Origin of the sequence: Alcaligenes pakistanensis (assembly GCF_014652815.1) — a bacterium.
Taxonomy (GTDB): Bacteria; Pseudomonadota; Gammaproteobacteria; order Burkholderiales; family Burkholderiaceae_B; genus Alcaligenes; species Alcaligenes pakistanensis.
In genome coordinates this window covers 137,048-162,665 of record NZ_BMZN01000004.1, presented here as the reverse complement: position 1 = coordinate 162,665, position 25,618 = coordinate 137,048, and the positions used below count along the sequence as shown (strand labels likewise).

21 protein-coding genes are annotated in these 25,618 nt (G+C 54.6%); 12 read left to right on the top strand and 9 right to left on the bottom strand.

All coding sequences use genetic code 11. The annotated features are described in order from the left end of the window. Positions 1 to 122: 122 nt before the first annotated feature. The gene (guaA, locus tag IE156_RS13625; RefSeq protein ID WP_189393098.1) at positions 123 to 1,709 is read left to right on the top strand and encodes a glutamine-hydrolyzing GMP synthase; all 1,587 of its coding nucleotides are present in this window, start codon (positions 123 to 125) and stop codon (positions 1,707 to 1,709) included. 629 nt (positions 1,710 to 2,338) lie between these two features. On the opposite strand, the gene hpaI is transcribed toward guaA, so the two are convergent. Genes hpaI through IE156_RS13605 form a run of 4 tightly spaced genes read right to left on the bottom strand, consistent with a single transcriptional unit; the run spans position 2,339 to position 5,102 of the window. Continuing rightward, positions 2,339 to 3,103: a 4-hydroxy-2-oxoheptanedioate aldolase gene (gene hpaI, locus IE156_RS13620; RefSeq protein WP_189393097.1), complete on the bottom strand. Its 765-nt coding sequence runs from the start codon at positions 3,101 to 3,103 to the stop codon at positions 2,339 to 2,341. A 24-nt stretch (positions 3,104 to 3,127) separates the two neighbouring features. Then, the gene (gene hpaH / locus IE156_RS13615) at positions 3,128 to 3,931 is read right to left on the bottom strand and encodes a 2-oxo-hept-4-ene-1,7-dioate hydratase (RefSeq protein ID WP_189393096.1); all 804 of its coding nucleotides are present in this window, start codon (positions 3,929 to 3,931) and stop codon (positions 3,128 to 3,130) included. Beyond that, on the bottom strand, positions 3,915 to 4,625 hold the full coding sequence (locus IE156_RS13610) for a flavin reductase family protein (RefSeq protein WP_189393095.1): 711 nt from the start codon (positions 4,623 to 4,625) through the stop codon (positions 3,915 to 3,917). Before IE156_RS13610 ends, hpaH begins: the two co-directional genes overlap by 17 nt. A gap of 24 nt (positions 4,626 to 4,649) precedes the next feature. After that, a complete protein-coding gene (locus tag IE156_RS13605; RefSeq protein WP_189393094.1) occupies positions 4,650 to 5,102 on the bottom strand; it encodes a VOC family protein in 453 nt (150 codons plus the stop codon). Positions 5,103 to 5,259: 157 nt separating this feature from the next. On the opposite strand from IE156_RS13605, the gene IE156_RS13600 reads away from it, so the two are divergent. Next, complete coding sequence (locus IE156_RS13600) at positions 5,260 to 5,826, top strand: MarR family winged helix-turn-helix transcriptional regulator (protein WP_189393093.1); 567 nt, start codon at positions 5,260 to 5,262, stop codon at positions 5,824 to 5,826. Positions 5,827 to 6,278: 452 nt separating this feature from the next. On the opposite strand, the gene IE156_RS13595 is transcribed toward IE156_RS13600, so the two are convergent. After that, positions 6,279 to 7,193, bottom strand: coding sequence for a LysR family transcriptional regulator (locus tag IE156_RS13595; RefSeq protein WP_189393092.1), 915 nt, complete (start codon positions 7,191 to 7,193; stop codon positions 6,279 to 6,281). Between the two features lie 111 nt (positions 7,194 to 7,304). Here IE156_RS13595 and metE point away from each other — a divergent pair, with 111 nt between their 5' ends. From metE to IE156_RS13580, 3 genes are all read left to right on the top strand, one after another. After that, complete coding sequence (metE, locus tag IE156_RS13590; protein WP_189393091.1) at positions 7,305 to 9,599, top strand: 5-methyltetrahydropteroyltriglutamate--homocysteine S-methyltransferase; 2,295 nt, start codon at positions 7,305 to 7,307, stop codon at positions 9,597 to 9,599. 277 nt (positions 9,600 to 9,876) lie between these two features. Beyond that, complete coding sequence (locus IE156_RS13585) at positions 9,877 to 10,854, top strand: DUF1852 domain-containing protein (protein ID WP_189393090.1); 978 nt, start codon at positions 9,877 to 9,879, stop codon at positions 10,852 to 10,854. A 29-nt stretch (positions 10,855 to 10,883) separates the two neighbouring features. Further along, positions 10,884 to 11,912, top strand: a complete 1,029-nt coding sequence (locus IE156_RS13580) for a methionine synthase (RefSeq protein ID WP_189393089.1) — start codon at positions 10,884 to 10,886, stop codon at positions 11,910 to 11,912. Between the two features lie 253 nt (positions 11,913 to 12,165). Here IE156_RS13580 and IE156_RS13575 read toward each other — a convergent pair whose 3' ends face one another. After that, positions 12,166 to 12,768 carry a DJ-1/PfpI family protein gene (locus IE156_RS13575; RefSeq protein ID WP_229841340.1) on the bottom strand — a complete coding sequence of 201 codons (603 nt, stop codon included), beginning with the start codon at positions 12,766 to 12,768 and terminating at the stop codon, positions 12,166 to 12,168. A gap of 108 nt (positions 12,769 to 12,876) precedes the next feature. Here IE156_RS13575 and IE156_RS13570 point away from each other — a divergent pair, with 108 nt between their 5' ends. The 3 genes from IE156_RS13570 to IE156_RS13560 all read left to right on the top strand — a co-directional run bounded on the left by IE156_RS13570 (position 12,877) and on the right by IE156_RS13560 (position 16,128). Then, a complete protein-coding gene (locus tag IE156_RS13570; RefSeq protein ID WP_189393087.1) occupies positions 12,877 to 13,428 on the top strand; it encodes a TetR/AcrR family transcriptional regulator in 552 nt (183 codons plus the stop codon). Positions 13,429 to 13,749: 321 nt separating this feature from the next. Continuing rightward, the gene (locus IE156_RS13565; protein WP_189393086.1) at positions 13,750 to 14,397 is read left to right on the top strand and encodes a TetR/AcrR family transcriptional regulator; all 648 of its coding nucleotides are present in this window, start codon (positions 13,750 to 13,752) and stop codon (positions 14,395 to 14,397) included. Positions 14,398 to 14,415: 18 nt separating this feature from the next. Further along, entirely contained in the window at positions 14,416 to 16,128 is a 1,713-nt protein-coding gene (locus tag IE156_RS13560) for an acyl-CoA dehydrogenase family protein (protein WP_189393085.1), read from the top strand. 36 nt (positions 16,129 to 16,164) lie between these two features. Here the strand turns inward: IE156_RS13560 and IE156_RS13555 are convergent, their stop codons facing one another. After that, a complete protein-coding gene (locus IE156_RS13555) occupies positions 16,165 to 17,040 on the bottom strand; it encodes a LysR family transcriptional regulator (protein ID WP_189393084.1) in 876 nt (291 codons plus the stop codon). 150 nt (positions 17,041 to 17,190) lie between these two features. Here IE156_RS13555 and IE156_RS13550 point away from each other — a divergent pair, with 150 nt between their 5' ends. The 4 genes from IE156_RS13550 (at position 17,191) to IE156_RS13535 (ending at position 22,571) form a co-directional block, all read left to right on the top strand. Then, a complete protein-coding gene (locus IE156_RS13550) occupies positions 17,191 to 18,744 on the top strand; it encodes an MFS transporter (RefSeq protein WP_189393083.1) in 1,554 nt (517 codons plus the stop codon). Between the two features lie 174 nt (positions 18,745 to 18,918). Then, complete coding sequence (locus IE156_RS13545) at positions 18,919 to 19,899, top strand: GlxA family transcriptional regulator (RefSeq protein WP_189393082.1); 981 nt, start codon at positions 18,919 to 18,921, stop codon at positions 19,897 to 19,899. A gap of 115 nt (positions 19,900 to 20,014) precedes the next feature. Further along, on the top strand, positions 20,015 to 22,147 hold the full coding sequence (locus IE156_RS13540) for an amidohydrolase (RefSeq protein WP_189393081.1): 2,133 nt from the start codon (positions 20,015 to 20,017) through the stop codon (positions 22,145 to 22,147). A gap of 22 nt (positions 22,148 to 22,169) precedes the next feature. Beyond that, a complete protein-coding gene (locus IE156_RS13535) occupies positions 22,170 to 22,571 on the top strand; it encodes a YybH family protein (RefSeq protein WP_189393080.1) in 402 nt (133 codons plus the stop codon). A 58-nt stretch (positions 22,572 to 22,629) separates the two neighbouring features. Here IE156_RS13535 and IE156_RS13530 read toward each other — a convergent pair whose 3' ends face one another. Together IE156_RS13530 and IE156_RS13525 are read right to left on the bottom strand one after the other, a co-directional pair. Beyond that, positions 22,630 to 23,868: an MFS transporter gene (locus tag IE156_RS13530; protein ID WP_189393079.1), complete on the bottom strand. Its 1,239-nt coding sequence runs from the start codon at positions 23,866 to 23,868 to the stop codon at positions 22,630 to 22,632. Positions 23,869 to 24,096: 228 nt separating this feature from the next. Next, positions 24,097 to 25,617 (bottom strand): tripartite tricarboxylate transporter permease, encoded by a 1,521-nt coding sequence (locus IE156_RS13525; protein ID WP_189393078.1) that lies wholly within the window; start codon positions 25,615 to 25,617, stop codon positions 24,097 to 24,099. Position 25,618: the final 1 nt, after the last annotated feature.

The window sequence follows — 25,618 nt, the reverse complement described above, 5'->3', positions numbered from 1 at the left end:
TTGCCGCATGAATGCCAGTGATGCAGGACAATTTCAGCCTGGAGTATTTCTGCGGCTCCCTAAGCGGCGCTACACAGCGTAAAATAGATCTTTTACCGCTTTATTATTGGCTCGATACTTTCATGCACCAGCGAATTCTGATTCTTGATTACGGCTCCCAGGTCACCCAGCTTATTGCGCGTCGCGTACGCGAAGCCGGTGCTTACTGCGAGATTCACCCCGGTGATGTTAGCGATGAATTCATCCGTTCCCAAGAAGGCCTGAAAGGGATCATTCTGTCGGGTAGCCACGCCTCGGTGTACGCCGATGACGCCTTGCAAGTTCCTGCCGCTGCTTTTGAAGCCGGCGTGCCCGTTCTGGGTATTTGCTACGGCATGCAAGCCATGGCTCGTCAGCTGGGCGGCGTTACCGAAGGGTCTGACAAACGTGAATTCGGTTACGCCGAAGTACGCGCCCACGGTCACACCAAATTGCTGGAAGGCATTCAGGATTTTGCTACGGCAGAAGGCCACGGTATGCTCAAAGTCTGGATGAGCCACGGCGATAAAGTTACCGCCTTGCCTCCTGGCTTCAAACTGATGGCTTCCACGCCAACCTGCGCCATCGCGGGTATGGCCGACGAAGAGCGCCGTTTCTATGCAGTTCAGTTTCACCCCGAAGTCACCCACACACTGCAAGGCGCTGCTTTGTTCCAGCGTTTTGTACGTGATATCTGCGGTTGCGTAGGCGATTGGAACATGCCTGACTACGTGGAAGAGGCTATCGCTAACATCCGCACTCAAGTAGGCGACGAAGAAGTCATCCTGGCCCTGTCAGGCGGTGTGGACTCCTCGGTTGCTGCTGCTTTGATTCATCAAGCTATTGGCGACAAACTAACCTGCGTATTCGTGGACCACGGCCTGCTGCGTCTGAACGAAGCTCAGCAAGTCATGAGCACCTTTGCCGACCACATGGGTTTGAAGATCATCCATGTCGACGCATCTGACCGCTTCTTGGGCAAACTGACCGGTGTTACCGATCCAGAAGCCAAGCGTAAGATCATTGGCCGCGAATTCGTGGAAATCTTCCAGGAAGAAGCCGCTAAACTCAGCAACGCCCGCTGGCTGGCACAAGGTACGATCTACCCAGACGTAATCGAATCCGCTGCAGCCAAGTCTGGTAAAGCCACCGGCATTAAATCCCACCACAACGTGGGCGGTCTGCCAGATACGCTGAACCTGAAACTGTTGGAGCCCTTGCGCGAACTGTTCAAAGACGAAGTCCGCAAACTGGGTGTCGCTTTAGGCCTGCCTCCCGGCATGGTTTACCGCCACCCCTTCCCAGGCCCAGGCTTGGGTGTCCGCATCCTGGGTGAAATCAAACGCGAATACGCAGACCTGCTGCGCCAAGCTGACGCCATCTTCATTGAAGAGCTGCGCACAACAGTAGACGAAGTCAGCGGCAAGAACTGGTACGACCTGACTTCCCAGGCCTTTACCGTGTTCTTACCCGTGAAGAGCGTGGGCGTGATGGGCGATGCCCGTACCTACGAATACGTTGTGGCACTGCGTGCGGTACAAACGACCGACTTCATGACGGCGGATTGGGCTGAATTGCCTTATGCACTGTTGAAGCGCGTCTCCGGCCGGATCATCAATGAAGTACGTGGCATTAACCGTGTGACGTATGACGTGAGCAGCAAGCCGCCTGCGACTATTGAGTGGGAGTGATCCCGCGTCTGGCATCGCCAGGAAGCTCAAGGCATTAAAAACTGAAAAGCCCGCGTAATTGCGGGCTTTTTTGTTTTTTGCCACCCCTCCTGAATTACGTTGGCACTTTTTTCCCCTATCAAAGGAAAGTCAGTTGGGGCAAGGAATACGATGCAGCTAACGCGATTACAGTCTGGCTTTTAAATTGCATATGGCCGAGCAAGTTGAACAAGGCGAGTTGACCTACAAACAGACTCAGCGACGCTATGGTATTCAAGGTCGCTCGACCGTTTTAGTAGGGTGCCGTAAACACGGTTTGTAGGACTTGACCTCTCGCCCCTAGGCCGGCGCAAGCCTGGAGCTGCCATGCCTAGCACAGAGTTACGCTAAAAAGTCCTTGGGCAAGCTGTCTGTGGTGCTCAAGCTCTCGGACTGAGCATTCGGAGAGCTTGCCGCTGTATTGACATCAACCGCCCAGCAAATTACCAAGGGTGCCAGCGCGAGTGGGCCACCACGTCCATACCAGCTTGTAATCAGAGGAAGCCAGCATGGCTTGCGTGCATGTCAGACCGGCCCCCCATCCGTTCAATCAAGGGTAGTACGACTCACCTCCCTAAGCTGCTTTGACCTTAGCGCCCGAAGCAAGGCAATTACCCAATATCTCGAAACGACTCGCGCAGGGCCCGTGCACCATTTGACAGTATCCCGACGTCAGAACCTACCGCGACAAACACGGCCCCTAGTTGCAAGTAAGTGCGAGCCATAGCCATGTCGCCGGTAAGAATACCCGCCGCCTTACCTGCTTTACGAATCTCGGAGATGGCAGTGGCTATCGCTTGCTGCACGTGAGGATGTCCAGGATTGCCCAAATAGCCCATCGACGCCGCCAGGTCAGCCGGGCCGATGAACACACCGTCGACGCCGCTGACCCGTGCAATCTCAGGCAGGGCCAACAGACCCGCCGTACTTTCAACTTGCACCAGCGTACAAATCTGAGTATCAGCATGGGCTAGGTAATCGGGTACTTGTTGCCAGCGTGAGGCTCGCGCCAAGGCTGCTCCGACCCCGCGCACCCCAAGTGGTGGGTAGCGCGTTGCGGAGACGATCCGCGTGGCCTGTTCGGCGCTTTCGACCATCGGGATTAGTAGGGTCTGGGCCCCCAGATCAAGTAAACGTTTGATTTCTACGGTGTCATCACTAGCGGCACGGACAACAGCGTGTGCCGGTGTGCTCGCTAGGGCCTGCAGTTGCGCCAAGGTCGAAGGCACGGTGTTGGGGGCATGCTCGTTGTCGATAACCAGCCAGTCGTATCCGCTACCCCCGAGTAATTCGGCGGTGTATGCGTTAGCTAGGCCCAGCCATAGGCCAATTACCGGGTCGTTCTTGCTAAGCGCTTGTTTGAAGGAGTTATGCATAGCGAAATCTTGAAGAGTGAAAGATCAGATGAAGTGGCAACCTACGCTGCCCAGTGGCCCGAAGTCAGCATGAAAGGTGTCGCCCGCGTTGGCATGCACTGGACGAGTGAAAGACCCTGAGAGCACGATATGTCCCGGTTCGAGGCCACTGTCGAACGCAGCCAGGCGATGGCATAGCCATGCAACACCGTTGGCGGGGTGATTAAGAACACCCGCCGACAGGCCCGTCTCCTCGATCACGCCATTACGCATCAACAGTGCGCCTACCCAACGTAAGTCCAGGTCATCCACACGCATTGGACGACCACCGAGGATCACGCCAGCATTCGCCGCATTGTCGGCAATGGTGTCGACCACCCGACGTGGTCGCTGGGTTTCTCGATCGAGCTGTTCGGAGCGCGCGTCAATGATCTCCAGTGCAGGCACCACGTAGCGGGTGGCATCAAGCACATCTAACAGTGTCACCTGCTCGCCAGCCAAGCGCCGGTTAAGGATGAAAGCCAGTTCCACTTCCACCCTGGGAAGAATTAACTGCTCGCGCCGGATTTCACTGCCATCGCCCCAGAGCATTTCATTGAGCAGCACGCCGTAGTCTGGTTCATTAATCTGTGAAGCCATTTGCATCGCCCTTGAGGTGAGGCCGATTTTGTGGCCGATGACTCGCTGACCACGGGCAAGCTTCATCTGTACCCAAGCATGCTGGATGGCATAAGCATCGGTGATACTCATCTCGGGATAGGTCAGCGAAATCTGACGTATCTGCTCGCGAGAGCGCTCGGCCTTATCCAGGTATTCGGCGCTTTGGCGCACTTCAATTGCGTTCAACATCTTGGCCTCCGGAAGATGTCTGGACTGGGGCTTGCCAGCTCAACAAATCCTGCGCCTGTCCCTGATCTTTCAGAGCCTGCCATTGCAGGGGAGAGGGCGTGGGAAGCTGGAAATCGGCTGATACTTTGCAGTACCAGCCCGGACTATGAAGACGCCCGATCAAGGCCATTGGCAATGGGTCGATGAACATTTTGCTGACGTCGGTAACGGCCTCGTCGCATAGATGTACGCCGACGATATCAGCGAGTACAAAGGTTCGCACACCGTCTATATCAATCAACTGACGCACCTTACACTCCATCGAACATGGGCTCGAGCCGATTCGTGGCACGGCCACTTGCTGGCTTGGGAGCATTTCAAGCTCCGCCTCTTGGGCTTCGTTGAGTCCGGCCTCAAAGTCTATAGAGGTGATGGCCATGCGCCCGGCCATGTTTTCCGAGACCAGATTGACCACAAATTCGCCCCGGTCGATGATGTTACGTGCTGTGTCCTTGGGTTCACCCGCGCGCGAACCGATGCAAAGGCATAGCAACGGTGGATCCCCGGACATCACATTGAAAAACGAAAACGGCGCGACGTTGACTGCGCCCGAAGCATTGCATGAACTTACCCATGCGATGGGCCGGGGAACTACCGTAGAGTGCACTAGCTTGCTACGCTGCTCGCCGGTTAAAGCCTTCATATCGAAATACATGTCTCACTCCTGCTAGCTATACATTTAGCGATTGGCGCTTGGGCCCGTTTGCTGCTCATTCACTGCGACACCCGCGGTACGAGCCGTGGCCTGATGCAGCTCGATAAGGTTTCCTGCAGGATCGCGCAGGAACAACTGTTTAAGGTTGGGAGAGGCAACATTGTCGAGAGTGAAGTACTCGATGCCTTGCTCCACCAGTTCTTGTTCGGCGGCGAGTATGTTCTCGACGGCAAGGGCGAAGTGATTCGAGACTGGGTCCTGATCTGGTCCTTTGGCGTATTGGGAAACGCCCTCGCAGCCAAGAATGTGCAGTTGGGTGCCATTGGGCAGGTTGAACCATGAACCGTAGATGCCGGGAATCTTCCAGCGAGACGGATCTTGTGGCAAAGCCAGCACGTTGCGATAGAAATCAAGCATGGCATCGGCCTGCGCATGATTGACGCCGAAACCAACATGGTGCAATTCAATTACTTTCATGGTGTATAGGCTCCTTTGGGATTTTTTAATTGAGGCTTGGCCTTTGATTGTTGTGAAGCAATGGAAATATAGTACGACTATCGTATTATACGCAAGTGGTACTATTTCTTTGCGCTATGATTGCCAACCTTCCCTTTGGTATTGATCTTGATCCAGCATGCAACGGCCCAAAACATCCGCTTCTACGCCATCTTTCACGGCTCTTAAGGCAGCACGTCCGCACTTGGAGCTGATGCGCGCTAGTGCTGACGAAACCACCAATCCAAGCCGTGCAGGGCTAGGATTGTTGATGCTGTGGCTGTGCGACGACATCGAGCAGTGCGCCAACAGCCGCCTGGCGCCTTTCGGCCTGTCAGAGAGCAAATTCGATGTATTGATGTTCTTCAGTCTGGCAGAGCGGGGATTGGTGGAGAGTCAGGCGATTACTCCGTCCAACATCGCGGAGTATTTCGGCGTGACGCGCTCCACGGTGACCTCCTTGCTGGACTGGCTGGAAAAACGCGATCTGCTGCGCCGCAAGTTAAGTACCGAAGACCGACGCAGTTTTGCCTTGGAGCTAACTGCTGAAGGCCGTAAGTTGGTGGACGAAGCTCTGCCGGCGTTCTGGCAGATGTGCGAATCGCTGACCAGCAGCCTTGATGAAGCGGAGTGCCACGTACTGCAAAAGATGCTCGCCAAACTCTGGACACAACTCAAGTCCGGCGCTAAAACGGGTCGTCGCTAGGTGAGAGTACGGCAGACGTCTTTGATCCGGTAATTAGGATGGCGACTCAGGCTAGATAAACATTCGTAATTAGAGGCTCTGGCCTCAGAGCGGGATTGTTTGTTGATGAACGCCAAGATCTCGGCTAAATACACCTGCGTTTGTGTACAAGTGGATACTGCTCTCTGACCTGCCATAGCTCCGTTTGAGAGCGCAGGTGTGCTTAAGCTCGCCGCTGAGGTCCTACAAGCAGGACTTTGATCTTGATCTTTGCAGGAATGAACCTGTGGGCATCCAGGTACGAGGCGTTGTAATAGTTGAGCTTTTGAACCGGGGAAGGCGGGCAAACCTACCGGGGGCTTAGAACCAGATCCAAGACTTCACCATTGATGTTGGTGTGAGGGTAGGCGAGGTGATAAGTGCAAAGCGGCTCTGTTTGAGGTCTGTGAATCGAAGGTTGTGCCACAGATTCCTTAAAGCCCATTATTGCTTTGTCCTGTACCCGGCCCAGACCCCCGAGCCAGCTCCATAAATGCCTGCAGGTAGTCAATGACCGCCTCCGTCTCCCTCATGCCCAGGAAGATCTGCTTGGCGATGCCATGCTTGCCCAACTTGACCGGCACCACATCCAGCTTCTCCGCATACTCCTCCACCAACCATCGGGGTAGGGCTGCCACCCCACGTCCACTGGCCACCATCTGCATCATGATGTCCGTTGTCTCGATCGCTTTGTGGCGTCGGGGGGCGATGCCTGCGGGTAGTAGAAACTGGTTGTAGATATCCAGCCGGTCTATATCCACCGGGTAGGAAATCAGCACTTCCCGGTCTATGTCCTGGGGTCTGGCATAGTCCACGGTAGCCAGTCGATGGTCTTTATTGACCACCAGCACCTGCTCGTAGTCGAAGACGGGCTCGAATTTCAAGCCTGGTTTATAGAGCGGGTCAGGGGTCACGAGCAGATCGATTTCATAGCCAAACAGCGCGCCGATGCCGCCAAACTGGAATTTCTGCTTCACATCCACATCCACATCCGGCCAGGCGCTGAGATACGGCGAGACGATCTTTAGCAACCATTGGTAGCAGGGGTGGCATTCCATGCCTATACGCAGTGAGCCTCGTTCGCCCTGGGCAAACTGACCCAGGCGCTCTTCGGCCAGATCCAGCTGTGGCAACACGCGATTCGCGACGGCTAGCAGGTACTGCCCAGCCTGGGTTAGCTGCAGGTTGCGGCCTTCGCGGCGCCAAATCTCAGTTCCCAATTGCTGCTCCAGTTTCCTCATGGTGTGACTGAGCGCTGATTGGGTGACATGCAGCATACCGGCCGCTGCAGTCAGGGAGCCTTGCTTGTCAACTTGTTGCACGATGGCCAGATGGATGCGTTCTAACATAGTACGTGAAGAATATTCATGGATTGGTGAGATAAAGCCATTTTACTTCATTGAACTGTCTTCCTACAATGCAAGTCATTCTTTAATCCACTGGCCTTTTGAGAGCAGCACATGACGATGATTCATAATCTTGGCTTTCCGCGCATCGGCGCCAAACGGGAACTGAAGTTCGCTTTGGAGTCCTACTGGAAGGGCGATATGTCGCGTGATGAACTCAAGGCTCTGGGCGCTCAGCTGCGTCAGCGTCATTGGGAGAACCAGGCGGGTCTGGATCTGGTGGCCGTGGGTGACTTCTCTTTTTACGATCAGGTGCTGGATGCCAGCTTCTTGCTGGGTAATCTGCCCGAGCGTGTTCAGGGCTTTCAGGGTGATGAGCTGGATAACTATTTCCGCGTAGCGCGCGGTCGTTCGGCCAAGGGTTTGGAAGATCACAGCGCCTGCTGCGGTGGTGGTGTGGCTGCCGGTGAAATGACCAAGTGGTTTGACACGAACTATCACTACATCGTCCCCGAATTTACGGCTGACACCCAGTTCACGTTGGATGCCTCGCGTCTGCTGGAGCAGTTGGCTGAAGCCAAGGCCCAGGGCGTGAAAGCCAAGCCTGTGATTATTGGCCCCGTGACGTATCTGGCTCTGGGCAAGGCCAAGGATGAGTCCAACAAGCTGGCCTTGCTGGAGCGTCTGTTACCTGTGTATGCCCAATTGTTGGACACGCTGGCTAAAGCGGGTGTGGAGTGGGTACAGATTGATGAGCCTATTCTGGTCACCGAGCTGGACGCCGAGTGGCAGCAAGCGTTCAAGACGGCCTATCAGCAACTGAAGTCCGTAGGCGTCAAACTGCTGGTAGCGACTTATTTTGGTGAACTGCTGGAAAATGCCGCTTTAGCCGCTAGCCTGCCTGTGGCCGGTTTGCATGTGGATGCCATCAATGATCGTGATGGCGTGGAATCTCTGCTTAAACTGCTGGGTGACGACAAAGTCTTGTCTCTGGGCGTGATCAATGGCCGCAATATCTGGAAGGCAGATTTGACTGCTGTTCTGGATTGGGTCGAGCCTATCGCAAAACAACTGGGCGAGCGCCTGTGGATTGCACCTTCATGCTCTTTGTTGCACGTACCGGTTGATCTGAACAGCGAACAAAAGCTGGATGCCGACGTGAAGTCCTGGTTGGCCTTTGCTTTGCAAAAGCTGGACGAATTGCGCGTATTGGGCAAAGCCCTGCGTGAAGGCCGTGATGCTGTAAAAGCTGAGCTGGCCGAGAACCTGGCAGCCCTGACGGCTCGTCGCAACTCGCCTCGTGTGAATAATCCTGCTGTTAAAGCGGCTGTTGCCCGTATCAATGCTGAACTGGGTAAGCGCAAGAGCGTTTATGCACAGCGTGCTTCCAAGCAAGCTGAATTCTTGAAGCTGCCTGCCTTCCCCACCACAACGATTGGCTCTTTCCCGCAGACGACTGAAATCCGCCGTGCGCGTAGCGAGTTCAAGGCCGGTCGCTTGGACGAAGCTAGCTATCAGAACGCGATGCGTGCCGAGATTGAGCGCAGCGTGCGTGAGCAGGAAAAACTGGGTCTGGATGTGTTGGTGCATGGTGAAGCTGAGCGCAACGACATGGTCGAGTACTTTGGCGAGCAATTGGATGGCTACGCGTTCAGCCAGTTCGGTTGGGTGCAGTCCTACGGTTCGCGTTGTGTGAAACCACCCATTCTGTTTGGTGACATCAGCCGTCCTCAGGCCATGACGGTGGAGTGGATTACCTACGCTCAGTCCCTGACACAAAAACCTATGAAGGGCATGTTGACCGGCCCCGTGACGATTTTGAACTGGTCCTTTGTACGTGACGATCAGCCCCGTTCGGCTTCTTGCCTGCAATTGGCTCTGGCCATTCGCGAAGAAGTACTGGATCTGGAAAAGGCCGGTGTGCACGTTATCCAGATTGACGAAGCCGCCTTGCGCGAGGGTCTTCCTTTGCGTAAGTCGCAATGGAAGAGCTATCTGGATTGGGCCGTAGAGAGCTTCCGTATCACCGCCAATGGTGTGGGTGACGAGACGCAGATTCACACTCATATGTGTTATTCGGAGTTCAACGACATCATCGCTTCGATCGCCGGTATGGATGCGGATGTGATCACTATTGAAACCAGTCGCTCGGACATGGAGTTGCTGGAGGCCTTTGAGAACTTCCAGTATCCCAATGAGATCGGCCCTGGCGTGTACGACATTCACTCGCCCAATATTCCGACTGAGCAGCACATTGTGGATTTGATGAAGAAAGCCGCCGAGCGCGTGCCTGCCGAACGTCTGTGGGTGAACCCAGACTGCGGTCTGAAAACACGTCAATGGGCTGAGGTGATTCCAGCCCTGACCAATATGGTGGCCGCAGCCAAAGTTTTGCGGGCTAGTGCCTGATCAGATCAGGAGCTGTTTTTGGCGGTAAGTCCCGGCCAAATGCCGGGACTTTTTTTGAGGGGCTGAGTTTACCTGTTCAAACTCTTTTTCTACCTGCATCAAGACTGCTGTGGTTTAGCGTTCTGCAGGGTAGGGAGATGAACAAGGCCGGCCCTGACTATGCGCCAGATAATCAATACAGCGAGTACGTAAATAAGAAGAATTTGTTTTCTAACTTCATTGTTTGAGTTGAAAATAAATCCAAAATCAATATTAGAAATTAGGGCATAAGATAAAAATGAATAAAGAATTCGCATTCAGCATCAAGAGCATTCGTTTTGATGAGAACTATCGTCCTTCAGACAATACGCGCATCACAACCAACTTCGCTAATCTGGCACGAGGTGAGAGCCGCCAGGAGAATCTGCGCAATACAGTGAAGATGATTGACAATCGTTTCAACAGCTTGGCGAATTGGGACAACCCCAATGGTGACCGTTACTCTGTCGAACTGGATATTGTTTCAGTTGATATTGATGTTGAAGGAAATGGCTCTACCTTTCCTACGATTGAAATCCTGAAAACTAATATTATTGATCGTAAAAAAAATAAACGTATTGAAGGCATTGTTGGAAACAACTTTTCATCCTACGTGCGGGATTATGATTTTAGCGTGGTGCTGCTGGAACATAATAAGAATAAAAATGGTTTCAGTGCCCCTGAAGGTTTTGGTGATTTGCACGGCAAGCTGTTCAAGAGCTTCGTGAACTCCACGCTGTACAAAGAGAATTTCAACAAATCGCCAGTTATTTGCCTGAGCGTCTCCAGCAGCAAGGTCTATCAGCGTACGGGGAATCAACATCCTGTTTTGGGCGTTGAATACCAGCAGAACGAGTTTTCTCCGACTGATGAGTATTTCGCCAAAATGGGCTTGCAGGTTCGCTATTTCATGCCGCCTAATAGCGTTGCGCCCTTGGCCTTTTACTTCCGTGGCGATCTGCTAAGCGACTATACGAATCTGGAACTGATCAGTACGATCAGCACGATGGAGACCTTCCAGAAAATCTACCGTCCTGAGATTTATAATGCCAATTCTGCAGCTGGAATGCGTTATCAACCCAGTTTGAAGAATCAGGATCACTCGGACACGCAAATTGTCTATGATCGTGAAGAACGTAGCCGACTGGCGGTTGAGCAGGGCCGGTTCACTGAAGAAAGTTTTATCAAGCCATACAAAGTTATTCTTGATCAATGGGCTGCTAGTTACGCGCTTTGATTAATCAAAAAAAACCAAGGTTATTTATTATGAAAAAATTGCTACCCACCGCCACCGCTGGCAGTTTGCCCAAGCCCTCCTGGCTCGCTGAACCCGAGAAATTGTGGTCGCCCTGGAGACTGGAAGGTGAGGACCTGGTCGAAGGCAAGAAAGATGCTTTGCGTTTGTCCCTGCAAGAGCAATTGCACGCTGGTATCGACATCATTAGTGATGGCGAACAAACCCGCCAACACTTCGTCACCACGTTTGTTGAACACCTGAGCGGTGTTGATTTTGAAAAGCGTGAAACCGTACGGATTCGCGATCGCTATGACGCCAGTGTTCCGACCGTTGTAGGTGCAGTAGCTCGTCCCAAGTCTGTGTTTGTGGATGACGCCAAATTCTTGCGTCAACAGACGTCGCAGCCTATCAAGTGGGCCTTGCCGGGTCCCATGACTATGATTGATACGCTGTACGACAACCACTACAAAAGCCGCGAAAAACTGGCCTGGGAATTTGCCAAGATCCTGAACCAGGAAGCGAAAGAGCTGGAAGCCGCTGGCGTTGACATCATTCAGTTTGATGAACCCGCATTTAACGTGTTCTTTGACGAAGTGAATGACTGGGGTATCGCTACCTTAGAACGCGCTATTGAAGGACTGAAGTGCGAAACAGCCGTACATATTTGCTATGGCTACGGCATCAAGGCCAACACGGATTGGAAAAAGACGCTGGGTTCCGAGTGGCGCCAGTACGAAGAATCGTTCCCAAAACTGCAACAGTCCAAGATCGATATCATCTCGCTGGAATGCCAGAATTCTCACGTTCCTATGGACCTGATTGAACTGATTCGCGGCAAAAAAGTGATGATTGGCGCCATTGATGTGGCGACTAACGCTGTTGAAACCGCTGAAGACGTTGCCAACACGCTGCGCAAGGCGTTGAAGTTTGTTGATGCTGACAAGCTTTATCCTGCTACTAACTGCGGTATGGCTCCTTTGCCACGTGCAGTGGCACGCGGTAAGTTGCATGCCTTGAGTGCAGGTGCTGAAATCGTTCGTAAAGAACTGTTGGGCTAATACGAATTACGGCATAGAGTAGTTGTAGTTCAAGCCGCCCCCAGCAAACAGGATTGATGACATGGTCATAACTGTTGCTGGGGGCGGTTCTATTTGTACTCCTGATGCGTTGCGCGATAGTCCGTTTTTATCGCGGGTGATGAGGCTGAACGTGAGCGTATGAAAGCCAGCCAGCACGAACTAAGCAGCCAATCATAAAAACAAGCAGTGGGGGGAGGGGGACTATCGCTTCCATCGGATCTTCTCAAGCCCTTTAAATATGCGCTTCTTGAATACTCAGTTCAACTAATTTCGCGTAAATCTCTTGTTGTCCTGCCGGGTACACCGGTAGCAAGGTTTCCTGCCGCTTCTGCACATCGAACAGTGACTCTACTAACCAGCCCACAAGATAAAGAGCCGCCAGGCACCCGCCAGCATTGGCGACTTTGCCGTAGCAGACTAAGGCCTGATCGACTGGCTCCAGATCAACGTCATTGAGTGAAGCGCGAGCATCTGGGTGAGTCGTCGCCCGGCGTTGAGGAAGCAAGCCTAGGCGTTCCAGAAAAAACACACCTGCGCAGATCGAACCTATGAGTTGACGCTCGGGGTCCAGGTGAAGATTGGGCAGGAAATCAGGATTGTTCATTGCTGCTGGTACTCCCTTCTTACCACTGCTGAACAAGACCGCATCTGCCTTGCTGGCTTCGGACAGGGGGCCATGGGTTTGTATTTCCAAACCGTGAGCAGATCGTAAAATGGGTGCCGCACCTAATATCCTGACACGCCAGTCTTTTGTGTTTCGACCTAAAAGATCCCACATCAGAAACAGGTCTAGGTCGGTGAAGTGGTCGAAGGCAATCAGTGCTATTTCTTTCATTACAAGCTCCATGTAAAGGGCCGCAGCCTTGGTTCTTAGGGCGGTCACCGTGAAGCTTCGTAGTCTATTTATTCACTAATCACCATACACAGGCTGTATGTTCCCGCGATGAAAAAGCTGACTAGAGACGATTGGATTGAGGCAGGTTTGAAGACTCTGGATCTGGAGGGCTATACCGCCATTTCCGGAGAACGGCTTGCTCGCCGCCTGAATGTGACGCGCGGCTCGTTTTATCACCATTTCCGCAGCCGCGAGGACTTTATTCGGGCACTGCTCTCAACATGGGAAGAGGACTACACCGCCCGCATGTTGGAGTATGCGGCGCAGGGTCAAGGGCCCGTCGATGTTTTGAGGCGCTACATGCATATCGCAGCGGACAAACAGCCCACTCGAGAAGTTGCTATTCGTGCCTGGGCTTTGCACGATCCTCTGGTGGCGGAATATCAGGCTCGCGTGGACGCGACGCGGCAGGCCTTTGCGATCAAAACGTCCCAACGGGCCTTCCCCTTATCCAAGTATTCCGAGACCGTTGGGGAGATCGCACACCTGTGTTTTATTGGTGGTCAGCAATCAGGTGTGCGCCATAATGCGGCTCGTTTCGGAAACTTGCTGGACAATGCTTTGGACTTGTTTACCACACGCCCTAAGTTTCAGCGCTGATTGACGGTGCGGCGAGACAGGCTCTTGTCCTTGCTTTAAAAAGCGGATCGGGCTGGGCCACGTGTTAACTCATCAGTGCATTGATGTGGATTACGGTCTATCACTCATACGTAAGCGTCAATTTCCCCCCCTTTGCTCCTACCCGCAGACCCTGCAGAGTAGTGTTTTTCTGTAGGGTGGAGTGTGCGCAGGGGCAAAGCTCACAGTGCTTACTTGGGCTGGTTCTCACCGCTAGGTGATCACTCCCATCAAAGAAATCTTGTTCCTCGCAAAGAAATGAATTAGGATTTACTCATAAAATGAATCAGAGTTCACTTCTTTATGGCCTATCGTCAAACCCCCGCCGTTGAAGCTCGTCTGCAGGACAATCGCAGCCGCATTCTGGCCGCTGCCCGTGCTTTGGTTAGCGAGGGAGGCTGGCAGGAAGCGCAGGTTGCCAGTGTGGCGGCCGCTGCCGGTATCGCTACGGGAACGGTCTACCGTTATTTCCCTTCTAAAGCCGAACTGTTTGCAGAGGTTTTGTCGCTGGTGTCGCAGCGTGAGGTGGATGTGCTTACGGAAATCGCCCAGGCGGATGGCTCTTCTACCTTGCGTCTGCATGCGGCCGTAGCAAGCTTCGTCAAACGCGCCATGCGTAATCCTCGTCTGGCCTATGCCTTGATTGCCGAGCCTTGCGATAAGGAAATTGATGCGGCGCGTTTGGTTTACCGTGCGGCGATCAGTCAGGTGATTCACTCCATTGTTTCCGCGGGCCAAGTTGCCGGAGAAATGCGTAGTGATGTGCAGCCCGATATTGCTGCCACTGTGATTGTGGGCGGTTTTATGGAAGGCTTGATCGGCCCACTTTCTCCTTTGAGCCGTCAGCAGCACGATGGCACGGACAGTTACCAGCGCCAAGTGGCGGCGCTGGCTGATCAGATTGCCTATATGGCTTGCGCCAGTGTGGCGGTCCTCTCTGCCACGCCTTAAAAAAGTTCGGAGACAGATATGAACCAGCCTCTTTCCCCCAGTCTATTGGATGCCGCAAGGGATCGTTACAGCACACACAAGGTCTTGAATCAGGCATTGCCTGCCAGTGGTTTTAATGCTTTCAACGGCGATAAAGTGCTGCAGTCTGCTATCGCACGTGAAGCCCCTTGGGCCGCCTCGCGTTGTCAGGCTTTGGGGGCGGTGGCGGGGGATGAAAACGTGCAGGAACTGGCGCGTTTGGCGAATCGCCATATTCCTGAATTAAAAACGCATGACCGTTTTGGAAACCGAATTGATTGGTTGGAGTTCCATCCTAGCTGGCATGAACTGATGAGCCTTGCATGGCAGCACGAAGTCCCGAATTTGACTTGGCGTACGCAAGAGCAGAATGGCCATTTTGCGCGGGCGGTGCTGTCTTATTTATGGAATCAGGTAGAGCACGGCACAGGCTGCCCAACCGGGATGGCTTATGCCGCGTATGCAGGTTTTGAAGCGGAGCCAGCGCTGGCGGTATGGGCGGATAAACTCAAAGGCACTCGCTATGAATTCAGCCGTCGCGAAGTGGGGGATAAGCCCTCAGTAGTCATTGGCTATGCCATGACAGAAAAGCAGGGGGGGTCTGACCTGCGTGAGACACAGACCACCGCGCGCTTCTCCCATAGCGCGGATTACCACGGTGCAACTGCGTATTGGTATGAGCTGACCGGCCATAAGTGGTTTTGTTCGGTGCCGCAGTCGGATGGTTTTTTTACGCTGGCCAAGGTCGATGGTGGAGTAACGTGCTTCTTCTTGCCGCGCACCTTGCCAGACGGCAGCTACAACCGTTTTTTTGTGCAGCGTCTTAAGGACAAGGCCGGTAATAAGTCCAATGCATCCAGTGAAGTGGAATACGCCGGAACACTGGCGATTCGGGTAGGTGAAGAAGGGCGCGGTATTCGGGAAATCTTGTCCCATTCGCATCTCACGCGTTTGGATTTTGCGATTGGTTCGGCAGGCTTGATGCGACAGGCGCTGACTTTGGCCTTGCGTCACACCACATCGCGCAAGGCTTTTGGGAGCTCGATTGCCGACCGGCCCATGATGAGTAATGTGCTGGCCGATATGGCGGTAGAGGTGGAAGCGGCCACGTTGATGGCGCTGCGGGTAGCCAAGGCCACGGATCAAATACCCCGCTGTGAGCATGAAAAATTCCTGGCCCGTGTCGCCACGCCAGCCGCCAAGTATTTCAATTGTTCGCGTGCGCCTTCCATTGCGAACGAGGCCTTGCAGTGTCACGGCGGGAACGGGTTTATTGAAGAAAACCCCATGGCCCGTGTGTATCGGGAGGCGCCCTTGAATAGTGTCTGGGAAGGGACGGCCAATATGATGTGCATGGATGTGCGCCGCGCCATGATCAAGGACCCTCGCACGGTTGACGCGGTCTTCAATGAACTCAAGCCTTTAGCGGGACAAGATGCACGTTTTGATGCACTGGTCCGACATACCGAGCGCATGGTGCGTGGTGCGATTGAAGATGAGTTCCTGGCGCGCCCCATGACAGAGGCAGTGGCCCGTGCATTGCAGGCGGCAGAACTGATGCGATACAGCTCTCAAGAGGTCGTGGATGTGTTTTTAGGTACGCGCAGCCCAAAGGAAGTCGGGGCTTGGGGCGCGCACTATGGCACTTTGGCGATGACGGTTTCGTCCGCGACGGCGCAGAAGATTGTGCGTCGAGCGAGGGTGTCGGATTGAACCGCTAGGCTTGAGCGCTGGATCGTTAAAAGGGAGCTACGCGACTTCAGAAACTCTGGCGGAGCGATGCTCCCGATACGCCGCTGCCAGCGTTCTTAATGCTTCCCGAGATCGTTGATCTGTCAGTGTCGAATGCAAGACAATCCGAGACGAAGGCAGGGAGGGTAGCCCTAGACGCTGGCTAACATCGACCACATCTGGCGGTGCCAAGCGGCATGAAAAGGCTGCCACTGCCAAACCCGCAGAGACCGCAGCCATCACGGCAGCATGGCCTCCACCGACGAACACTTCATTCCATTCAATCCCGGCGCTAGTTAAGGCATGGGTCGCAATATCGCGGACCCCACAGCAAGGGGCCAATGCGGCCAACCGTAAGGCTTTACCTTCTTGCTGATGAAAACAGGGGGCGGCAAACCAGGCAAAGTGCTCGGGCCCCAAATCCTCTCCGTCACGGCGATGGTCTTCCTGCCGGACAATGACTGCATCCAGTTCACCTTTATCAAAATCCTCCATCAAACGGTGCGAACTCTCCAGACGTACTTCAATCGTCAAGGCAGGGTCGCGCTCGTTCAAGCGGGACAATAACGTGGGGACTTCGGGGCCGGCAACGTGCTGGGCAATGCCCAGTCGAAAGCGTCGGCAATCGCATGACAAGGCCGCTCTGGCTCGGTCGTGCGCCGCAATGAACTCGCGTGCTGGATTAATAAAAACTGTGCCTTGGGCAGACAGCCGGACCAGTCTGGGAGTGCGTTCGATCAGCTTGTAGCCCAAGCGTTCTTCCAGGCGTTTCAGCTTCACGCTGATAGCGCCTTGTGTGGTGCCTAAGGCTTCGGCGGCTTTGGTAAAGCTTTGGAACTCGGCAATGCTGACAAAGGCTTGTACGGATTCCACATCCAGAACGGGGCGGCTCATGATCTATCCATATCTGTCGTTTCTGATATGTTCGATCATAGCATTGATGAATAGTAATCCGATCCCTACTATCTCTCCTAAAGAGCTGCGCCGCTTGTGAGATGGTGCGCCGATACGGCGGCCATGTATTCATGATTCTTGGAAGATAGTATGACCCCCCCTATATCTTGTCAGGGCCGATATGCCTTGGCTGCTGTGTGCTTGTCAGCCTTGATGCTGGGCCTGGAAATCTCTAGCGTCCCCCCGATTTTGTCCACGATTGAACAGGTGATGGGTGCTAGTTTTCGGCAACTGCAATGGGTGATGGCGGCGTACACCATCGCCATGACTACCATTTTGATGGGGGTGGGGACTCTGGCCGATCGCTATGGTCGCAAACGTGTTTTTACGATCGGGATTATTGCTTTTGGGATTACGTCTTTGGTGTGTGGCCTGACAGAAAGTGCGGCTGTCTTGATTGGTGCGCGTTTTTTGCAGGGCTTAAGTGCCGCAATGATGTTGATCTGCCAGATCGCCATCTTGTCGAATCAGTTTCGGGATGGGCAACAGCGGGGTAAAGCTTTTGCTTGGTGGGGTGTCGTTTTTGGGGCAGGGCTGGGTTTTGGGCCGATTGTGGGAGGGATGATTCTGGCCTTGGCCAGCTGGGAGTGGGTGTTTCTGATTCACGCTGTGCTGGCGATCGCCACGTTGCTCTTGGCCCAAGCAGGGGTGCAGGAGTCGCGGGATCCGGATGCAAGCACCCTGGATGTTGCCGGTATCGCCACCTTGTCGCTGGCGGTGTTTTGTTTGGTGTTGTTTGTCACTCAAGGCCCCGCGCTGGGTTTTGCCAGTGCGCAGGCGCTAAGCATTATTTTCTTGTCCGTCCTGAGCTTGATTGCTTTTGTGCTGGCAGAGCGCAGAAGTTCTAGACCTATGCTGGAGTTTTCTGTGTTTCGCATCCGCCGTTTTTCCGGTGCGCTGTTAGGCTCAATGGGAATGAATTTCAGCTTCTGGCCTTTTATCATTTACCTGCCTATCTACTTTCATGTGGGCTTGGGCTACGACAGCGTGCAGACAGGCTTGGCACTACTGGCCTATACCTTGCCCACCTTGTTTGTGCCGCCCTTGGCAGAGCGTCTGGCGCAACGTTGGCAGCCGGGTATTGTCATCACGATGGGGCTGTCTTTGATTGGGCTGGGTTTTGTGGTGATGAAAATCGGCAGTGTTTCCGCTCAGCCTGGCTGGTTTATTTTGCCGGGTTGCGTGCTGGCAGGTATTGGATTGGGTATGGCCAATACGACGACGACCAATGTGATTACAGCGTCGGTCCCAGCCGAGCGGGCTGGCATGGCCTCGGGGGCGGATACCAGTGCACGCATGATCTCCCTGGCTTTTAATATTGCTGTGATGGGCTTTGTATTGGTCCAGGGAATCATCAGCTCTCTGCGCAATGGTCTGGGTATCTCTGCGGATACTGAGCTCCGTTATCTGGCAGAAAAGATAGCCTCCGGCGACGTGAGTGTGGTTTCGCAAAACGGGGCTCTATTGGCAAACGCGGTAGACCCCTTAGAGGCTGTACACACTGCATTGATCGCTGGTTTTGGCTGGGTCATGGTGTATGGTGCTGTGGCTGCTTTCGCTTTGGCCGTTTTCAGCTTTGCGGTGTTTGGACTTGGCAAGAGGCCCGTTCAGGCTTGCTGCGATGCAAAGTGCGAAGCGGCTTAAGTCAGGATGCTTGCTGTTGGTCAGTCTTCAAAGTGAGGTTCATCCTGCTTCAGGCTTCCGTGATTAAGCCACTAAGCATCTGTGCTACCATCGCCGGGCATTCTAGTGTGGGCATGGTGCCTGCTAGAAAATTGGCTCGTCCGTTTTGGTCGGACCTGGTTCATTGCGTGGCTTATGAACTCTTCACTTCGCGCCGCAACATCTGATTCGCCTGCTTTGCGTCAGCTTGTCATCCTGGTTTTTGAGGGGGTGACTTTAACGGACGTCTCCGGCATTAGTGATGTCTTTCATATTGCCTCGACGCATTTTCCTGCGCCTGCCATACCGGGCTATCAAGTGGTAGTGGCGTCCTTGCAGGGTGGGCCGGTGCGAACGTCTTGCGGGGTGGTGATCCATACTGATCCTATAGGTATGTGCAAGGTGCAGGACATTGATACCTTGGTCGTGCCTGGCGGCGGTCCGCCAGACCATCCGCCGGTACCGCAAGACTTGGTGGCCTGGTTGCGTGAATATGGGGCTTTGGCTCACCGTGTTTGTGCGGTGTGTACGGGCGCCTTTCTGGTGGCCGAAGCGGGTCTGGCCGATCAGCGGCGTTTGACGACGCATTGGCAGGCGGCACAGGTCTTGGCGGCTCGTTATCCGGCTGTTCGTGTGGACCCTGATCCCGTGTTTGTACGGGATGATCATCTCTGGAGTACAGCGGGCTTCAGCGCTGGCGTGGATATGGCTTTGGCCTTGCTGGAAGAGGATCGCGGCTACGATGCCGCGATGGATCTGGCGCGCTTGCTGGTGGTGTTTTTGAAGCGTTCTTCGGCACAGTCCCAGCACTCGGAGACGCTCTCTAGTCAATGCGGTGTTATGGCGGATTTTGGGCGTTTGCACGCCTGGATGGCGGACAATCTGGGGTCGGGTTTGAGTATCGAAGCCCTGGCCGAGCACGTCAATATGAGCCCGCGTACCTTTGCGCGGCGCTATGTTGAAAGCGTAGGGCGCACGCCCGCAAAAACAGTAGAACTCTTTCGGGTGCAGGCAGCGCAACGCTATCTGCACGAGGCCCGTTTGTCTCTTAAACAAGTAGCTGCGCTGTGTGGCTTTAGCAGTGCCCAGCATTTGCGCCGGGCCTTTGCCCGTCACGTAGGCTATAGCCCTGATTAACTTTCCAAGCGACGCCGCTTAAGTCTGTTTGGCAGAATCTGCCTGCTTTTTGTCCGTGATGACTGGCGCCAGCCCAGTACAGTCTTTATCAGATAAAAAAAACGGGGACAATCAGATGGGGAAAGCTCTGCAGGGACAGGTATGGCGAGCGGCCAACCGTGATCATGGTCGTCAGTTTATTGACGAGCAGACGATCCGTAACGTAGCGCAGAACAAAGCGAAGCCTTCGCTCTGGGGTAGGGTGGGGGAATACAGCAATCAAGACAGTTATGGGCGTTTGCGGCCTTGGCCTCGCGCTCGATGCGCCTGCCATTTGGGTGGGGCAGATTTTCTGGCCATGCTCGGCACTTATGCGACCTTGCCTGCCATCCAACAAGCACAGCCTTGGACGCGGGTTGGCCGATTGACGCAGTCTTTCCACTGGACTTGCGGTGCATCTTTTTGGCAGCGTCTGCTGGCAGGACAGGATCAGCCCGCGGCCGAACAAGAAGCATTGCAAGCGGCGATACGGACAACCTTGCTGCAGGAAGTTGAAGCGGCAACGTGGGTAGATGCCGCCAACATCACAGAGACGATAGCCCCAAGAGTGGCGGCGCAGGCCAGTGCTCCGGCCTCGCAAAGCGTTCAACTGAGCAATCCAGCTACGGGGCAAGACTCTGACCGTAAGGGACAGGCTGGCTGGGCGGATACGGTCTTGATGCATGGACGCATTTTTACCGGCGATGTGGATCGCCCTTGGTGCGGGGCCCTGGCGATTGCCGATGGTCGCATCCTGCTTGCTGGGGATTGGCAGCAGGTCCAGGAGCGGGTTGGCCCAGAGACAGAGGTGATCGATCTTCAAGGAAGGGTGGTGATTCCAGGTTTGAACGACGCTCATATGCATCACACGCCTGATCCTATGGGTATTCGCTTGCCCCTGGATCTGGAAGCCGATCCGTTTTTGGATGAGCTCCTTGCGTTGCTGAAAACGGCCGTAGCGGAGTCGCCAGAAGGCACCTGGATTTATGCGACCTTAGGAGCAAACCTGATTAACGAGCCAAGGCTGGATCGCATCTTGCTTGATCAGCTGGCCCCGGCGCATCCAGTATTGTTGTTAGGGATGACCAACCACACCAACATACTAAACAGCGTCGCCATGGCTCGTTTAGGTCTGGATGATGCGGTGCTGGATCCCGTGGGCGGAGTGTACGAGCGTTTGCCGGGTTCACGCCGCTTATCGGGCCGGATTCATGAGTACGCGTCCTGGTCCCCACAACGCTGTTTCGCGTCTATGGCTACGGTGGAAGAAGGGGTAGCCAGCTTGCAGGCTTTGGCCGCTGACTGCTTGCGGTGGGGCATTACCAGCATTCAAAACATGACGTGGACGCCAGCTGAGCGATACATCACGATGCTACAAGTCGCAGCCTTGCCGATTCGAGTCAGGGTGATCCGTTTCCCACCCTCGGGACACGCAGGCCGGTTGATCAGTGATGGCTATGGTTTGCCCCGGCATCCGGGGGAGCGCATTGAGTTTCATGGCACCAAGTGGATTCTGGATGGCACACCGATTGAAGGGGGCGCTGCGGTTACGCATGCCTATTCCGGTGCTGCCGCGGCCAATGCTATGACACCCTTGCACGGGATCGAGAATTTTTCGCGGCAGGAAATTAAGCACATGCTGCAAGAAAGCCTGCAGGCTGGGGAACAGTTGTTGCTGCACGCTATCGGAGACCGAACATTGGAAAGCGTCTTGTGCGTGCTGGAGGAATTTGAGCCGCAGGTGGATTGGCGTGCGCGAGCCTTGCGGATTGAACATGCCGATGGTTTGACTCCGGCTCAGCTAGCCCGCTTGCCTGACACTGGGGCCATGGTAGTTCAGAACCCGACACACTTCTGGTTTTATGCCGGTGACAGCGGGTTTTCGAGTTTTAGCGGCGCATTCCGTAGCCTCGCGCAAGCCGGGGTATCGGTAGCGATTGGCTCGGATGGGCCATTGAATCCCTTTCTGAGTCTGTTTGCGGCTATCGACCATCCAGCTCGTCCCGGTGAAGCCATGACGATGGAGCAAGCTGTGCGCGCCTATACCTATGGCAGTGCTGTGGCCGAAGGGCATGGGGCGGACAAGGGCCGTTTGTTGCCCGGCTGCGTGGCGGATTTGGCCGTGCTGTCGCAGGACATCTTTAGCGTCGCGCCAGAAATGCTGCCCCAAACCTGCAGCGTGTTGACCATGGTGGATGGACAAACTGTCTATCGCAGCGCCGCATTCTAAACGTATTTTCAAGGAGAAACTTATGCGGGATCAGGCAGAACTACAGCTGGCCATTCAGGCGGCAGAAGACAAGTTGGCTCTGGCTCTGAGCAGCCGGGATGTGGCGACCTTGCTTAAGCGCTATACCGATGAAATTCACTTGATGCCTCATGGCGTGCCTACCTTGGTGGGCAAAGTGGCGGTGGGGGCTTATTTTGAAGAGGTCTTTCGCATGGGTGTTTGCGGGGCGCAGTTTGAGACGCTGACGGTAGAAGGAGAGGGCGATGAAGCGCGGGAAGTGGGGCGCTACACGTTGTACGCCGGGGCTTCGCAGGCGGCGCGGGTAGTTGCACAGCAGGGGCGTTATTTGGTGATCTGGCGCAAGGTAGCGGGCGAGTGGCTGCTACATTGGGATATGTTCAATGCAGAGCAGGCCGAAGCCTGAAGGTAATCGACAAGGAATGGGGCTTTGCCCCAACCTTGTCGTGCTTAGAGCCAAGCCTTTACGCAGTGGCTTTGTTTTTAGTTGGGCCAGTTGCGGCGAACAGCGCAACCAGCACCAGCAGGATGCCGACCAGGACATACGGCACGCCGGGTGACACTTCATACAACAGGCTTCCGGCTAGCGGGCCCAGAACGATACCTAAACCTTGGGCGGCACCAATCGAGCCAGCGGCGGCGCCTTGTTCATGAGGTTCAACCGCATTGGCAGCCAGTGCGGAGAAGGCAGGAAATATCCAACCCATTCCCGCTGCAGCGAAAAAGTAGCAGAGCATCAGCATCGACTGACTGTTCACCAAGGCAACCGCCGCAAAGCCAGCAGCGCTGATCAAGCCACCGACACGAATCAGACGGTGAGGTGCCCAAGAGAGCTTGCGCACGATCAGTTGAGACGTAATCAAACCCACTCCAACCAAGGTCAAGGCAAAGCCGGCGGCTTGAGCAGCCGACTCTGGTTCCAGCCCTAGTCGGTCAATCGCAAAGAAGCCGACGGCAATTTGTCCAACCGCCACGCTGAACATGGCGGCAAAGGCCACCAGCATAGCCTGTCGCAAACGGGCGTCGCCCAGGCGCAAGCTGGCTGGTTTGATGTCGTTGACCACCGTGGTGCGCGGTAAACGACGCCACAAGATCACCAGAGCCAGCAAGGGCAGTAAGGCGGTAAGGTACAGCGGGAGGTCCAGACCGTATTTAGCCAGCATGGCTGCCATGGCTGGGCCAGCGACCAAACCAATTCCATTGGCTGCGCCTAAAGAAGCCATGACATTGGCCCGTCGCGCAGGGGCGATGTGATCCGCTATCAGTGCCTGACTGGTCGTGGGGATGGCAGCGAAAAAGCCACCTATGGCCCCACGGGTAATCAACAAGCCAATAAAAACTATCCAAGGGGCGGCTTGCAGGTGCAGGGACAGGATCAAGACGGCGCACATGGCCCAGTACGCCAGCATGAATCCGCCCACTCCGATCAACAAAACAGGACGTCGTCCGCGTTTGTCACTCAGTGCTCCCCAGGGGCGTGATAACAGCATCCACAAGACGCCACCTACGGTAACGACCGCACCTGCTTGCCACGGCGCGAGATGTAAAGAGCGGCTAATGGGCCCGATCAATGAGACAAACGCCATCATGGCCATGGTGCAGCTCATGTAGGCAATGATTAAAGGTTTTAGATTTAAGGGGACTGAATGGTCTGTCTGGAGGAGGGTATCCGCAGGGGCAGATTGAGGCGTGTCCTGAGTCATAGGATGTGTGATGGCGCTTACGTAATGGCTAAGAAGGCTCTCAAATGATATTGAGATTCAATATCATTACGTAAGTCGCAGAATTACACCAGCGGTTTATGAAAAAACACCCCAAAACGTGGACGGAAGTCCAAATTTTGGGGTGCAGTTCAGTCATGCCGGGTTTCTGTTAAAGATCACTGTCCTTATACCTACGCGCCGACCTTGGGTTGAGCTCAGGCATCGCGATCAGGCTTTTACCAACTGTCCCATCTTTTTCTGGCTGTTCGAGCGCCAGAAGGAGTAGGTCAAACCCATCATCAGCAACACGCAAGCGATGATGAATACCATGCTGATAGGTCGCTCCAGGAAGATCATCGGATCTCCACGGGAGAGCAGCAGGGCACGGCGGAAGTTCTCTTCCACCATAGGTCCCAACACAAAGCCCAGCAGCAAGGGGGCGGCTTCAAAACGCAGACGCATGAAGAAGTAGCCCAAGATACCGAACAGCAGCACGATGTTCACATCGAACAGGTTGTTATTGGTGCTGTAAACGCCCACGCACACAAAGAACAGGGCGGCGGGGTACAGGTACTTGAAGGGCACGGACAGCAGGCGCACCCACATGCCGATCAGGGGCAAGTTCAGCACTAGCAGCAGGATGTTGCCCACCCAGAAACTGGCGATCAGACCCCAGAACATATCGGCGTGCTCGACCACCATTTGGGGGCCAGGTTGAATGCCGTGAATGATCAACGCACCCAGCATCAACGCCATCACTGGATCGCCAGGAATGCCCAGGCTGAGTGTGGGAATGAAGCTGGTTTGAGTGGATGCGCTGGTGGCGGCTTCCGGGGAAGCAATGCCTTCAATCGCACCGCGCCCAAAGCGCTCGGGGTTCTTAGCCACTTTCTTTTCTGTTGCGTAGGCAATAAAAGAAGCAATGGTGGGCCCGGTGCCCGGCAAAATCCCGAAGGCTGCACCAATGGCGGTACCGCGCACCAGAGCGCCCCTGGATTTCTTGATATCGCCTTTTTCCGGACGCAAGGAGCGGCTGGAAACTTTACCGATGCTTTTGGTATGACCGCTATTGATCCGGTTGATGTTCTTCAGGAAATCCGCGATACCAAACAGGCCCATGGCCAGCGCCACAATTTGCAAACCGTCCTGTAGTTCCGGGATGTTGAAGTCAAATCGGGACACGCCGCTGTTTACGTCGGTGCCCACCACACCAAAGATCAGGCCCATCACCACCATGGCCACCCCTTTGATGGCCGAACCTTTCGCCAAAGTGGCACCGGCCAAGAGGCCCAGCATCATCATGGAAAAATATTCTGCCGGACCGAACTTGAAGGCCACATTCACCAGCACGGGTGAGAACAGAATCATGGCCAAAATGCCGATGGTGGCCCCAAAAAAGGAGGAAAGCATCAGCATGAACAGGGCCGATCCTGCTTTGCCGTTGCGGGCCATAGGATTGCCATCCAGACAGGCCACCGCATGGGACGCCGTGCCGGGCAGGTTCAGCATGATGGAGGTAATGCCGCCACCATATTGGGAGCCGTAGTAAATACCGGCCAGCATGATCAAGGCGGCGGTGGGTGTCATGGCGTAGGTCAGGGGCAGCAGGATAGAGATCGCTGCCAGCACACCCATACCGGGCAAAACCCCGATAAGGTTGCCCATGAAGACACCAAATACGGCCCACATCAGGTTGTCCAGTTGAAAGGCAACACTAAAGCCGTGCATGAGATTAGAGAGGATTTCCATG

What these genes read in the sequence shown, in the direction of transcription:
- guaA (WP_189393098.1), top strand. Translation starts at nt 123, where the DNA reads ATGCACCAGCGAATTCTGATTCTTGATTACGGCTCCCAGGTCACCCAG.
- hpaI (WP_189393097.1), bottom strand. Translation starts at nt 3,103, where the DNA reads ATGCATAACTCCTTCAAACAAGCGCTTAGCAAGAACGACCCGGTAATT.
- hpaH (WP_189393096.1), bottom strand. Translation starts at nt 3,931, where the DNA reads ATGTTGAACGCAATTGAAGTGCGCCAAAGCGCCGAATACCTGGATAAG.
- IE156_RS13610 (WP_189393095.1), bottom strand. Translation starts at nt 4,625, where the DNA reads ATGTATTTCGATATGAAGGCTTTAACCGGCGAGCAGCGTAGCAAGCTA.
- IE156_RS13605 (WP_189393094.1), bottom strand. Translation starts at nt 5,102, where the DNA reads ATGAAAGTAATTGAATTGCACCATGTTGGTTTCGGCGTCAATCATGCG.
- IE156_RS13600 (WP_189393093.1), top strand. Translation starts at nt 5,260, where the DNA reads ATGCAACGGCCCAAAACATCCGCTTCTACGCCATCTTTCACGGCTCTT.
- IE156_RS13595 (WP_189393092.1), bottom strand. Translation starts at nt 7,193, where the DNA reads ATGTTAGAACGCATCCATCTGGCCATCGTGCAACAAGTTGACAAGCAA.
- metE (WP_189393091.1), top strand. Translation starts at nt 7,305, where the DNA reads ATGACGATGATTCATAATCTTGGCTTTCCGCGCATCGGCGCCAAACGG.
- IE156_RS13585 (WP_189393090.1), top strand. Translation starts at nt 9,877, where the DNA reads ATGAATAAAGAATTCGCATTCAGCATCAAGAGCATTCGTTTTGATGAG.
- IE156_RS13580 (WP_189393089.1), top strand. Translation starts at nt 10,884, where the DNA reads ATGAAAAAATTGCTACCCACCGCCACCGCTGGCAGTTTGCCCAAGCCC.
- IE156_RS13575 (WP_229841340.1), bottom strand. Translation starts at nt 12,768, where the DNA reads ATGAAAGAAATAGCACTGATTGCCTTCGACCACTTCACCGACCTAGAC.
- IE156_RS13570 (WP_189393087.1), top strand. Translation starts at nt 12,877, where the DNA reads ATGAAAAAGCTGACTAGAGACGATTGGATTGAGGCAGGTTTGAAGACT.
- IE156_RS13565 (WP_189393086.1), top strand. Translation starts at nt 13,750, where the DNA reads ATGGCCTATCGTCAAACCCCCGCCGTTGAAGCTCGTCTGCAGGACAAT.
- IE156_RS13560 (WP_189393085.1), top strand. Translation starts at nt 14,416, where the DNA reads ATGAACCAGCCTCTTTCCCCCAGTCTATTGGATGCCGCAAGGGATCGT.
- IE156_RS13555 (WP_189393084.1), bottom strand. Translation starts at nt 17,040, where the DNA reads ATGAGCCGCCCCGTTCTGGATGTGGAATCCGTACAAGCCTTTGTCAGC.
- IE156_RS13550 (WP_189393083.1), top strand. Translation starts at nt 17,191, where the DNA reads ATGACCCCCCCTATATCTTGTCAGGGCCGATATGCCTTGGCTGCTGTG.
- IE156_RS13545 (WP_189393082.1), top strand. Translation starts at nt 18,919, where the DNA reads ATGAACTCTTCACTTCGCGCCGCAACATCTGATTCGCCTGCTTTGCGT.
- IE156_RS13540 (WP_189393081.1), top strand. Translation starts at nt 20,015, where the DNA reads ATGGGGAAAGCTCTGCAGGGACAGGTATGGCGAGCGGCCAACCGTGAT.
- IE156_RS13535 (WP_189393080.1), top strand. Translation starts at nt 22,170, where the DNA reads ATGCGGGATCAGGCAGAACTACAGCTGGCCATTCAGGCGGCAGAAGAC.
- IE156_RS13530 (WP_189393079.1), bottom strand. Translation starts at nt 23,868, where the DNA reads ATGACTCAGGACACGCCTCAATCTGCCCCTGCGGATACCCTCCTCCAG.
- IE156_RS13525 (WP_189393078.1), bottom strand. Translation starts at nt 25,617, where the DNA reads ATGGAAATCCTCTCTAATCTCATGCACGGCTTTAGTGTTGCCTTTCAA.